14 protein-coding genes are annotated in these 11,742 nt (G+C 39.5%); 8 read left to right on the top strand and 6 right to left on the bottom strand.

Going from position 1 to position 11,742, the window contains the following annotated elements; translation table 11 throughout:
• The first annotated feature begins 13 nt into the window (after nt 1-13).
• The 3 genes from rsmD to C5L21_RS07575 are packed head-to-tail and all read left to right on the top strand — an operon-like array spanning nt 14 to nt 2,149.
• Nucleotides 14-574, top strand: coding sequence for a 16S rRNA (guanine(966)-N(2))-methyltransferase RsmD (gene rsmD, locus C5L21_RS07585; protein ID WP_036058562.1), 561 nt, complete (start codon nt 14-16; stop codon nt 572-574).
• Between the two features lie 16 nt (nt 575-590).
• Nucleotides 591-1,067, top strand: coding sequence for a pantetheine-phosphate adenylyltransferase (coaD, locus tag C5L21_RS07580; RefSeq protein ID WP_004903085.1), 477 nt, complete (start codon nt 591-593; stop codon nt 1,065-1,067).
• Nucleotides 1,067-2,149 carry a SepM family pheromone-processing serine protease gene (locus tag C5L21_RS07575; protein ID WP_004908953.1) on the top strand — a complete coding sequence of 361 codons (1,083 nt, stop codon included), beginning with the start codon at nt 1,067-1,069 and terminating at the stop codon, nt 2,147-2,149. Before coaD ends, C5L21_RS07575 begins: the two co-directional genes overlap by 1 nt.
• A 36-nt stretch (nt 2,150-2,185) precedes the next feature.
• Here C5L21_RS07575 and C5L21_RS07570 read toward each other — a convergent pair whose 3' ends face one another.
• Genes C5L21_RS07570 through pncB form a run of 3 tightly spaced genes read right to left on the bottom strand, consistent with a single transcriptional unit; the run spans nt 2,186 to nt 5,088 of the window.
• On the bottom strand, nt 2,186-2,875 hold the full coding sequence (locus C5L21_RS07570) for a MucBP domain-containing protein (protein WP_004906446.1): 690 nt from the start codon (nt 2,873-2,875) through the stop codon (nt 2,186-2,188).
• Nucleotides 2,876-2,909: 34 nt separating this feature from the next.
• Nucleotides 2,910-3,737: an ammonia-dependent NAD(+) synthetase gene (gene nadE, locus C5L21_RS07565; protein ID WP_004906445.1), complete on the bottom strand. Its 828-nt coding sequence runs from the start codon at nt 3,735-3,737 to the stop codon at nt 2,910-2,912.
• A 1-nt stretch (nt 3,738) separates the two neighbouring features.
• A complete protein-coding gene (pncB, locus tag C5L21_RS07560) occupies nt 3,739-5,088 on the bottom strand; it encodes a nicotinate phosphoribosyltransferase (protein ID WP_085698795.1) in 1,350 nt (449 codons plus the stop codon).
• Between the two features lie 72 nt (nt 5,089-5,160).
• Between pncB and tsaE the strand changes: the two genes are divergently transcribed.
• The 3 genes from tsaE to C5L21_RS07545 are packed head-to-tail and all read left to right on the top strand — an operon-like array spanning nt 5,161 to nt 6,645.
• Nucleotides 5,161-5,610, top strand: a complete 450-nt coding sequence (gene tsaE / locus C5L21_RS07555; protein WP_170167817.1) for a tRNA (adenosine(37)-N6)-threonylcarbamoyltransferase complex ATPase subunit type 1 TsaE — start codon at nt 5,161-5,163, stop codon at nt 5,608-5,610.
• Complete coding sequence (locus C5L21_RS07550; protein WP_133286232.1) at nt 5,607-6,110, top strand: GNAT family N-acetyltransferase; 504 nt, start codon at nt 5,607-5,609, stop codon at nt 6,108-6,110. The genes tsaE and C5L21_RS07550 overlap by 4 nt, the downstream gene beginning before the upstream one ends.
• A 1-nt stretch (nt 6,111) precedes the next feature.
• Complete coding sequence (locus C5L21_RS07545) at nt 6,112-6,645, top strand: 3'-5' exonuclease (protein WP_085698801.1); 534 nt, start codon at nt 6,112-6,114, stop codon at nt 6,643-6,645.
• A 38-nt stretch (nt 6,646-6,683) separates the two neighbouring features.
• On the opposite strand, the gene C5L21_RS07540 is transcribed toward C5L21_RS07545, so the two are convergent.
• From C5L21_RS07540 to C5L21_RS09450, 3 genes are read right to left on the bottom strand one after another with little or no spacing between them, the layout of a single operon-like run.
• The gene (locus C5L21_RS07540) at nt 6,684-7,508 is read right to left on the bottom strand and encodes an exodeoxyribonuclease III (protein ID WP_004900556.1); all 825 of its coding nucleotides are present in this window, start codon (nt 7,506-7,508) and stop codon (nt 6,684-6,686) included.
• A gap of 16 nt (nt 7,509-7,524) precedes the next feature.
• Nucleotides 7,525-8,358, bottom strand: a complete 834-nt coding sequence (locus C5L21_RS07535) for an NAD(P)H-hydrate dehydratase (RefSeq protein ID WP_085698803.1) — start codon at nt 8,356-8,358, stop codon at nt 7,525-7,527.
• Nucleotides 8,359-8,412: 54 nt separating this feature from the next.
• A complete protein-coding gene (locus C5L21_RS09450) occupies nt 8,413-8,574 on the bottom strand; it encodes a hypothetical protein (protein ID WP_004900552.1) in 162 nt (53 codons plus the stop codon).
• A 235-nt stretch (nt 8,575-8,809) separates the two neighbouring features.
• On the opposite strand from C5L21_RS09450, the gene pepV reads away from it, so the two are divergent.
• On the top strand, nt 8,810-10,225 hold the full coding sequence (gene pepV / locus C5L21_RS07530) for a dipeptidase PepV (RefSeq protein ID WP_085698805.1): 1,416 nt from the start codon (nt 8,810-8,812) through the stop codon (nt 10,223-10,225).
• Between the two features lie 341 nt (nt 10,226-10,566).
• On the top strand, nt 10,567-11,709 hold the full coding sequence (locus tag C5L21_RS07525; RefSeq protein WP_085699288.1) for a nicotinamide-nucleotide adenylyltransferase: 1,143 nt from the start codon (nt 10,567-10,569) through the stop codon (nt 11,707-11,709).
• Nucleotides 11,710-11,742: the final 33 nt, after the last annotated feature.

The raw sequence follows: 11,742 nt of genomic DNA, 5'->3' as shown, positions 1-11,742 counted from the left end.
GGCACAAATAGTTATGCGAGTAGTATCGGGACGTTTTCGGGGTACGCGTTTAGACGCTGTTTCTGGCGATAAAACACGACCAACAACTGACAAGGTTAAAGAAGCGATGTTCAGCATGTTAACACCATATTTGAATGGTGGCGAGGTATTAGACCTATATGCCGGTACAGGCGGATTGAGTATTGAGGCAGTTTCACGTGGGATGGCACATGCCACATTAGTTGACCGTCAATTTCAAGCAATTAAAGTGATTCAAAATAATATTGAAAAAACACATGATATCGCTGCTTTTACAGTAATTAAATCACCAGCAAAGCAAGCGCTTGAAAAATTTGCGCTGGCGCGGCAACAGTTTGATTTGGTATTTTTAGACCCACCCTATGCAAAGGAAACCTTGCGGGGTGATATGCGTTACATGGCAGAAAATCAGTTGTTAGCGCCACAAGCAATCATTCTTGTCGAGAGTGATGATGATGCTAATTTGCCACAAGAAGATCAGAATTTTATGATTATACAACAAAAGCATTATGGGATAACCGTTGTAACAATTTATCGCTATCAAGCAAAGGACTAATAGAAGGGGATTTTTCATGAGTATCGCACTATTTCCAGGCAGCTTTGATCCACTAACGAATGGACATTTAGATATCATTGAACGTGCTAGTCTGATGTTTGATAAAGTCGTGGTCGGTGTCGGCTATAATACAGGAAAAAAAGCTTTATTTACACCTGAAGAAAAACTTGCGCTAATTTCTGAAGTGGTGTCTGATTTGCCAAATGTTGAAGTAGCCATTATGCATGGCTTAACCGTACAGTTTATGGCCGAAATTGGGGCACGTTTTATTGTGCGGGGGTTACGCAATAGTAAGGACTTTGAATATGAGCGAGATATTGCTGGTGTCAATAGTGCATTGGCTGATGTTGAAACGATTTTATTATTGGCTAAACCCGAGAATCAAAATATTTCAAGTTCAATGGTTAAAGAAATAGGGAGCATGGGCGCTGATAATATGGCGAAGTTTGTTCCTAAAGTAGTCGTTGATGCTTTAAAGGAACGGTTAAATTAATGCGAAAAAAAAGTAAAATTATTGCCGCAATTGCGGCTGTTTTTGTTGTCATAGGTATCGGTGGCTTATTATGGCCTATTGATGGTTATATTGAAGCGCCAGGGCAAGCTGATAACTTAGCACAATTTGTCAAAATTGATGGGAAGACAGATAATAGCAAAGGGCGTTATAACATTACCTCGGTTTATTTGTCCAAAGCTAATGGACTAGGCTATCTACAGACTTTGATTAATCCACACCTATCTTTTGCCAAAACAGCCGATGTAACTGGTGGTGAAAGTTCAGCAGTATTTGCCAAGGTACAAAATTTTTATATGCAAAGTGCCATTGCCAGTGCTGAACAGGTTGCTTTTAAAAAAGCAAACCAGCCAATTACGACAACATATCAAGGTATTTATGTTCTTAATGTGACTAAAGACTCCCATTTTAAAAAGTCAATTCAAGTTGGCGATACCATTACAGCCATTGATGGGCACCATTTTGAAAATGCCGATGGGTTTATTAAATACTTGGCGAATAAACCAAAAGACATTAAGGTGCAAATCGATTATTTACGTGATGGTAAGGCCGGCAATACATCTGGGGATACCATTAAGTTGGCAAGTAGCAAATCATCTGAATATCCAAATGGTCGATCAGGCATCGGCATTATTTTGACAGATAATGTTACGGTAAAAACAACGCCAACAGTTACTGTAGACCCTGGACAAATTGGCGGCCCGTCTGGTGGGCTGATGTTTACCTTGCAAATTTATGATCAATTAACAGGTGATAAATTATCACGTGGGCGTAACATTTCTGGAACAGGCACAATGAACGCTAACGGATATGTAGGCGAAATCGGCGGTATTGATAAAAAGGTTATGGCTGCTAAGGCAGCAGGGTCAACCGTATTTTTTGCACCTTATGTAGCGCCCAACGCTGAAATATTGAAGTATGAGGAAAAACATCAAACCAACTACCAGCTCGCACGACAAACTGCAAAAAAGTATGCACCAAATGTGAAGGTAGTACCAGTAAGAACCTTTGATGATGCTGTGAATTATTTAGAGACAGGTAAAATAATTCAAACTGTTAACTAAAGTTATAAAAAAGGATTGCCTAAGGGCAATCCTTTTTTATAACTTATCAATATAGAGGCTGTTAATCCAACCAAGGTCAGCGAGTTTATACCAAACAATCCCATTGTCATGATGTTCTTCTTTTGCAATAGCCACAAAGTCGCCATCAAGAACGCTACCAACAGGAATGCCATAAGGTTCAGAAAAAACTTCTGTTGATTGTCCTGGTAAGAAATTTACGAGAGCATTTGGTTGGTTATTTTCAATAGCCTGATCATTAATATAATTAATATTCTCTGCAGTCGGTGCAGTATCTGATAATATCATTTGACTGTCATTGTAGGGTAGCCAAGCATGATCTCCAATTTGATACCAGAATTGACCATTGGCAGAAATCGCTCGTAATGATGTTGCCCAGTAAGTGCCAGTAGTGAGTGTAGCTGCGGGTTCAGCATTGTCTTCAGGCTCACTAAAAGCAATCACATCAAAATTAACTTTAATGTACATCATAACGCGATGAACAGCGCGCCATGTAGCAGGACGATAATAAAGATGTAATGCTTGTGGTAAATTACCAAAGACACCGGTTAAATTACCAGAATTATCGACATATGTGAAGTCTGCGATATCTGGTGTTTCAATCAGATATTGCGCGCCGATATGGCCGTCAAGTCTTACCGGTGTTTGTAACTGTTCTTTGGTTGCAATATTTTCGTAATAAACCCAAACGGGTGCTTCAGTTGTCATGAATTTAAACCTCTGAGCTCATTATACCAAATAATTAATAAAACCATGTGTCATATATTGTTACCGGCTCATGACGTTTTTGTTCACTTGCTAAATATAAGTTTTCAATTGTTTTAGCAGCATGCTCAGCAATTACTTTACCTTCCAAGTAATCATCAATGTCGTCGTAACTGACACCTAAAGCTGCTTCATCAGCTAATTGCGGACGCTCATCTTCAAGGTCGGCAGTGGGAACTTTTTCGTATAGTGAATGTGGTGCTTGAAGAGCAGCTAACATCTGACGGCCTTGACGTTTATTTAAACGCCATAATGGATTAATATCTGTGCCACCATCACCATATTTTGTAAAGAAACCAGCAAAGGCTTCAGCAGCATGATCCGTTCCAATAACGACACCTTGGTGTTCTCGTGCAACAGCATATTGTGCAATCATACGCATTTTAGGCTTAATAGAGCCACGACTCATGTCATCAACGGCCAAACCACTTGTTCGCAAAGCAGTTGTCATGGCGTCAGTGGCAGTTTTAATATTTGTCGTAATGACTTGGTTTGGTTCGATAAAAGCTAACGCTGCTTGTGCGTCAGCTTCGTCACGTTGTTCGCCATACGGTTGGCGTACAGCAATTAGTTCATATTGCTGCAAATGATTTTCGCTATTAAGTTCTTGAATAGCAATTTGGGCCAATTTACCTGCTAAGGTTGAATCTTGCCCACCAGAAACGGCAATGACGTAGCTCTGGTACTGTGGGTTAAGGCGCAAATATTGCTTAAGAAAATCAACGGATCTGCTAATTTCCTGTTTAGGATCAATGATTGGTTGAACGTGCAAGGTGGCAATAATTTTTGCTTGTAATGATCGCATATTAAAACTCCTTAATCATATTTTTAACGTGTTGAATCGTTGTGTTTTTGGCTTCGATTAGACGTTTTGAGAGTGATACTGAATATTTTTCTGGTGAATCGATGCGTTTGAAAGGCGCAGGAATGGCTGATAAGCTGTCCTTGGCGTAACGCTGTACTGCTTGTGCTGTTGGTATTTGATAAATTTGCTTACCGTGAACAAAAATATCTTGCAAAATAGGCCGTCCGACACCTTGTTCGTCAAACAGCGTAAGCATATCACCTGTGTCAGTTCGCCAAATTTGCTTTTTACCGGGGGTAGATATTTTTTCGTCATCATCCGACAATTTAATGGTATTATCCCCAGAGATGCTGACCATTTTATAAACAGCACCCAAGGCAGGTTGATCAAAAGCGGTAATTAATTTTGTACCAACACCCCACACGTCAATTTTTGCGTTTTGCTTTTTCAAATTTGTAATGGCATATTCATCTAGGTCATTTGAAGCATAAATTTTGGCGTTGGGGAAACCAGCTTTATCTAATTCTTGACGAATTGTTTGTGACAAGCCAACCATATCACCTGAGTCGATTCGAACGCCTTGAAAATTAATCTTGTCACCAAACTCGCGTGCCACTTTGATTGCATTTGGTACACCAGATTTTAAAGTGTCAAATGTGTCAACCAAAAAGACCACGTTGTGATGTGTTTTAGCATATGCAGTAAAGGCATCATAGTCGTTTTTATATGCTTGTACTAACGCGTGCGCATGCGTACCTGATACAGGGAGATTGAAAAGCTTACCAGCACGGACATTTGAGGTTGCATTAAAACCACCAATATATGCAGCTCTTGTCCCCCAAAGGGCAGCGTCTAGTTCTTGTGCGCGCCTTGTACCAAACTCAAGTAAAGGTTCTCCCTTAGCAGCAGAGACAATGCGTGAAGCTTTAGTTGCAATGAGTGTTTGAAAATTAATTATGTTGAGTAATGCTGTTTCAAGTAGCTGGGCATCAACTAGTGGTCCTTCAACTTGTAACAGTGGTTCATGATCAAACATCACTTCACCTTCATGTGGCGCACGTAATGTTGCAGTGAAACGCCACTGGGCCAAATATTCTAAAAATGCTGCCGTGTAAAGATTAAGTGAGCGGAGATAATCAAGGTCACTCGCACTAAATTTGATTTTTTTTAAATAAGTGATTGTATGTTCTAAACCAGCAAAAATAACATAACCATTGTTAAAAGGCTTATTTCTAAAATAAGCCTCGAAAACAACCGGCTGTTGATCAATGCCAGTTTGCCAATAAGTATAAATCATATTGATTTGATAGAGATCAGTATGTAAAGTTAATGAATCGTCTGGATATACCATAGTTCTGTCCTTTAAGAAGATTAAACTCATTATAGCAAAAATAAGACCTAAAAGCCGTGTTATAATGAACACATGAAAGAATTCTTGATGCATAATACAATAGAAACCCAAAAATTGGCAGCCCTTGTTGCACAATCAGTTTATCCAGGTTTAGTGATTACTTTAACTGGTGATTTAGGTGCTGGTAAAACAACTTTTACACAAGGTTTTGCCCAAAAATTAGGTGTGACAGCTCGGGTTAAAAGCCCAACATTTAATATTATGAATACGTATCAAAGTCATCAGATACCGATCTACCATTTTGATGCTTACCGCTTAGAAGAAACAGGGGCAGAAGATCAAGGATTTGAGGATTATATTGGTACAGATGGGGTAACACTAATCGAATGGCCACAGTATATGTCTGACTTGTTACCAAACAATCGGCTAGACATCACATTGTCACGTGGTGTGACTGATGATGAGCGTCTTATCAAAGTAACTGGTTTAGGTCAAGCGGCTGCTATTGAGGACAAACTATGACATTTGACATGACACAACCGATAACTTTTGAGGTCGAAGTAGCAAACTTAGCGCTTGCCTCACAATGGCAGGCGCTTATTCAACAATTGATGTCAGAGACAGATACCTTTATGATTGGTGGCATACGTGATGGTTATGCAAGAACAGAAGTGGTTGATACACCAGCAATAACCTTACTACTAATAGCTGAGCAAGCAGATAGTCGTTTGCCCGTAGGTATGGGATCTATTGATAATGGCGAGCTGGGTATGGCTATTTTAAAACAATTCCAAGGTGCAGGTTTGGGTCAAGAACTCATGAACACCTTATTGGATTGGGCTAGCCACGTGGGCCTAGCATCTGTCTGGTTGGATGTGCAGACAGATAATCAGCCAGCTGTGCATATTTATCGTAAATTTGAATTTATGATACAAGGGGTGCCTCGTCAATTAACGTTACCTAATGGCCGAGAGACAACATTGCAAAGAATGATTAAAATACTGGAAGATAAGGAAAGCTGATATGAATTTTACTGCATTAGACTTTGAAACCGCCAATCATGAAAAACATTCGGCTGTGTCAATTGCGCTTGCGGTTGTGCGTGATAACCAGGTTGTTGATGAATTTTACAGTTTGATTAAGCCGGAAACTTATTTTAGCGCTAGAAATACTGCTATTCATGGCATTACGGCTGCTGATGTGGCACAAGCCCCGAAATTTCCAGAGGTTTGGGATATGATTGCCCCACTTTTTACGGAAGATAAGTTGGTAGTTGCTCATAATGCAGCGTTTGATAATGGTATTTTGAAGGGTACTTTAGATTATTATGACATAGCAGAGCCACACTATATGTTATTAGACACAGTTCGTAGTAGTCGTCAATTATTTCCTGACTTTAAGAATCATAAGTTGAATACAGTTGCTCAAAATTTAGGCATCACACTTGATCATCATCATAATGCACTCGATGATGCTGTTGCAGCGGCTAATATTTTAATTTATGAAGCAGATCATTTTGGTGTAGAGAGTTTAAAACGTTTTGTCAAAAACAAATAACGCATTGCACGAATTATAGTGCAATGCGTTATTTGTTTTTACTTATTTATAGTTATTTCTAAAGTAATAGGGGCATGATCTTGACGTAATCCGGTATCAATGACTGCGGTTGTTTTGACTTTCGGTGCCAATCTTTCACTTACTAGATAATAATCGATTCGCCAACCAGAATTATTAATTTTACTTGTCTTACTAATTTGTGCCCACCATGTATAGAGGCCAGTCTGGTCAGGATATTGAGAACGCATTGTATCCGTAAATCCAGCCCTTAATAAGGCACTAAATTTTTCACGCTCTTGATCTGTGAAACCGGCAGAATTATGGTTAGTTTTCGGATTTTTGAGGTCAATTTCTTCATGGGCAACATTCATATCACCACTGAAAATAACAGGCTTTTGAGCATCTAATGCTTGAATATATGCACGATACGCATCATCCCAAGCGCCACGCTCTTCTAGTCGCGCTAATCCGGATCCTGAATTAGGCGTATAAACAGTAGACACATAATAATTCTCAAATTCTAATGTGATAATACGGCCTTCTAAGTCCATATCACCCGGGGCATTGATGATGGGATAATCTACAGATAGCGGCTCTTGACGTGATAACATCATAGTGCCCGAGTAACCAGAACGCGCGGTGCTAGAATTCGTATAGATATGATAATCAGGGAAGAGGTCAGTGATTGTTTGTGCCTGCTTTTTAGTTAAGCCAACAGCTTTTAATTTTGTTTCTTGAATAGCAAAAATGTCGGGTTGACGTGCGGCAATTTGGTTGAGAACGTCCCAAGTCATTTCACCACGGGCTGATTTGTGCTCTACGGCGGCATTGATTGAGTCGATATTCCATGAGATGAGTTGCATATTGTTGAAATCCTTTTTATGGTTTTGTAACAGCGTAATGCTTCATAAACTTTGGCAGCTGCTGGCTGATTTGCGTTGGTAAAACAATGTATTGTGTTTCGGCCAGCTCATCTGCAATAGCAGAGTGACTATAGACAGCGGCTAAGACAACATCAGAAAGTGAGGCGAGAAAAAATTGGGCGGCAAAACCAGCAATAATACCTGCTAGTGTGTCACCCATGCCGCCAGTAGCTTGATAAGGACCACCTATTGGTAATTCATATATATCCTTTGATGTATAAATCTGGGTATGGTGCTGTTTTAAAACAACAATAGGCATCTGCTTGAGGCGGTCTCGTCCAAGTACGTTAAAGGCTTCAAACGCTTGTTGTGCAATTGAAATACCTGTTATACGTTGCCATTCCATTTGATGGGGGGTTAAAACGAGACGTGCGTGTGGTAAGTTAATGTGGTTTTCGGCTAATAAAGTTAATGCTGAGCCATCGACAATTAAAATCTGTTTTGGAAAGACAGCCCGAAAAGTTGCCTGTAAGATGTCTAAACGATCTCCTAAGCCCGAACCGATTAAAATAACATCATTATTTTGTATTAGCGTCGTGAGGTCTTGATTGAAATCAACGACCATTGCTTCTGGTAAATGGCTATGTAGTGCCGTAAAATTAGCGGTATCAGTCGCTACAGTCACTAGACCAGCACCAGCATAAACAGCTGCCATGGCATTCATAATAACAGCACCACCAAACTCTGCTGTACCACCAATAATCAATACGCGACCAAATGTACCTTTATGTGATTGTGCTGGACGTGGCGTAATCACTTGATATAGGATTTTTTCTGACAGTTGTTTCATAACTTAACACCTCGTAAGTCATTTTAGGTAGCACATTTCACGCAATCAAGTGAATTATGACTCGCGATGCTGCCAAAGCATCATAACCACAAGTAAAACGACGCCAAAATTGGCACTTAGAATTGCCAAGTTTGACTGGTTAAGTACCCAACTAGTCAAAGAAATAAACATTAATATAATCGCAATAATTACCATATAAAGATCTGATTTTTTCATGATTGAATAGCCTATCTTTTGTTTATAGTGATTGGTTCGTTATAGTAACGTAACCAAAAGATGACGCTGTATATACTTTCATTGTAAAGGATTGTCTATTGATTTACAAACTGCATGATTGGACGGTGATTTTGTCTGCATGCTGGTGGTTAATGCCCGTAAATGAAAATTTGCTATAATTGTGACAAACAGTATAATAAAATTATAAATATAGTGAAAGGTTACTTAGAATAATATGACAATAGATTGGAAAAAAGAAGCTCAAACCCGTCAAACTAGTTTTATTAATGATTTAAAACATCTTTTAGCAATAGAATCTGTCCGTGACGACACACAAGCCAGTGCAGATGCGCCTTTAGGACCTGGACCTAAAGAAGCGTTATTGGCCATGTTACGTTTGGCCGAACGTGACGGTTTTACGACCAAAAATATTGATAATATTGTTGGTTATATTGAAATTGGTCCCAAAGATGCCAAAGATTACGTTGCAATCTTGTCTCACGTTGATGTGATGCCTGCTGGTGAGGGATGGGAGACTGCACCATTTGAACCTGTCGTGACTGAAGATAAGATTATCGCTCGCGGCGCCTCAGATGATAAAGGTCCGGGGATGGCTGCTTATTATGCCTTCAAAATTTTAGCTGAACTTGATGTGCCACTAAAGCGTCGTGTACGTTTGATTTTTGGAACAGACGAAGAAAATGATTGGCTAGGTATGACACGTTACTTTGAAGTTGAGCCTGCCCCAATCTTTGGTTTTTCACCAGATGCTGAATATCCAATTATTAATGGTGAAAAAGGGAATGTACAGGTTGAGCTTAAAAGTCAAGCAAATAATATCGGTACAGAGACGTTGGTGACTTTTGAAGCTGGGCTACGCACTAACATGGTACCAGGTATTGCACGTGCGACCGTTAAATCAGCGCAAGTTGATAACCTGACTGCTGAATTTGAAAAGTTTTTGGCCGCGAATCCACAAATTTCAGGTGCTATCGAAACGAATGGGGATGAGATGCATTTTGTAGTAAATGGCAAGCAGGTTCACGGTGCTATGCCTGAAACTGGCGAAAATGCCGGCACCTATTTAGCGCACTTTTTGCAAAACTTTGCATTTGGCGGTACAGCTAAATCATTCTTAACATATTTAGGGACACCAGCACATCAGGATACGATTGGTCAGAAATTTGGTGTGAATTATACCGATGACGTGATGGGGCCATTGTCAATGAATGTGGGTATTCAAAAATTTGTTGATGGTGAGGAAGCATTTATTAACTTTAATTTTCGCTATCCTAAAGGGATTACACCGGATGAGATTGTCACTGGTTTAGCCTCACAATTAGGTGACTGGGATGTCGTACCAACAGTTGGGGGACATGCACAGGTGCCACATTATGTATCACCAACTGATCCGGTTGTCGATACATTATTGCGTGTCTATCATGAACAAACTGGATTACCAGCTCACGATCAGGTTATTGGTGGCGGGACTTATGGTCGTTTGATGGCGCGTGGTGTTGCGTTTGGGGCGCTGTTCCCTGATTCGCCAGATACAATGCATCAGGTTAATGAGTTTGCGTTACTTGATGATTTGTATCGATCAATTGCCATTTATGCGCAAGCAATTGCTGAATTGACTGCTATTGATTAATAAAAAGTGATGGTGCTAATTGGGGGCACCATCACTTTTTTGCTAAGTTAACAAGTACGATAGGCACATTGATTTCTTGTGTTTTCTACGTAAATGTGACCTAACTCAGATTTAGGGTTTTCTTAGCGTAACCTTTCGAGTTACTGCATGGCATACCAACTTAGATGAATTAAAGCAGGCTACTTAACAGTTTTTCTTTAATGATTAGGTATTTTGTGTGGTAACTTGGTATAATTAGAAACAACCTTATAGCAATAAGGACGAATTATCGTAATTGAAGGAAAGTGAGGGTACGGAAACGTTATAGCAAAGGCTATTAACGACAGAAGTACATGATGAACATGAGAACTTTTGCTGGAAATCTTTACAAAGATGATCTTGAAGGTGACAATATTGGTGTTTTTTTTGGTACATTAGCGCCAATGCACGTAGGTCATCAAGCCGAGATTTATAAGGCATCTGCCTTGAATGATGGGGTTGTTGTGATTGCATCAGGCTACACAGGTGATCGTGGTGACCAAATGGGACTTTCAGTTGAAAAAAGATTCAGATATTTAAGGGAAGCTTTTAGCGATGAAACAGCGATTAAAGTCGATTATATTAACGAAGATAATATTCCTCAGATGCCTGCGGGATGGGATGAGTGGACGAACATCTTAGTTGATACGGTGAAGCGTAATATTGTTAATCCAGAGGCCCAAATTACTTTTTATACTGGTGAAGCAGAATATAAGGCAGAGTTAGAAAAAAGATTACCACAGACGCGTCAATTTAAAGTGAGCTTAATGGATCGTACGGTCTTAAAAATTTCTGCAACAGACATTAGAAAAGATCCAATTGGTAATTGGGATTATATTAATCGTGTATTTCGTCGTCATTTTACTAAAAAAGTGACAGTGATGGGTTCTGCATCAACTGGTAAATCAACATTAGTTCGTCGCTTGGCCAGAACGAGTAATTCGCCGTTTTCTGAGGAATATGCACGTGAATATCAAGAACGATCGAATGTCAGCGATGATGAATTGATTGTCAAAGATTATATTCGTTTGATTCAAGGTCAGTATGATGCCAATTCAAGAGAAATTAATTCGCCAGCAAATAATGGTTTAACCATTTTCGACACTGATGCGATGGTGACTAAGGTTTATGCAGATATGTGGCTGAACAAATCAGACAGTGCGCAACTACAACCGTTATTTGATAATACGATTTGTGAAGAGCTGATTGATTTAATTCTGGTTATTCCACCAGTTACACCTTATGTTGATGATGGTTTTCGAAATATGGCCAATGCTGACCAAGATTCACGCTGGGCTTTTCATCGTGAATTGATGAAAGTCATTGAACATTATGGCTTTATGGATAAAGTTGTGTTACTTGATGCCAAAGGCGATGCTGATGATCCTTATGGTTATTACGCTCGTTATTTACAAGCATTAGATGCAATCCAATCCCGTACTGGGTTTAATATTAAACACATTTAATTTGTAAAAAAAGCATACATTAAATGTGTTTAT

The organism is Leuconostoc citreum (assembly GCF_004354555.1).
Lineage (GTDB): Bacteria > Bacillota > Bacilli > Lactobacillales > Lactobacillaceae > Leuconostoc > Leuconostoc citreum.
Note: the sequence above shows the minus strand (reverse complement) of the source record. Positions and strands in the feature narration are given on the sequence as shown.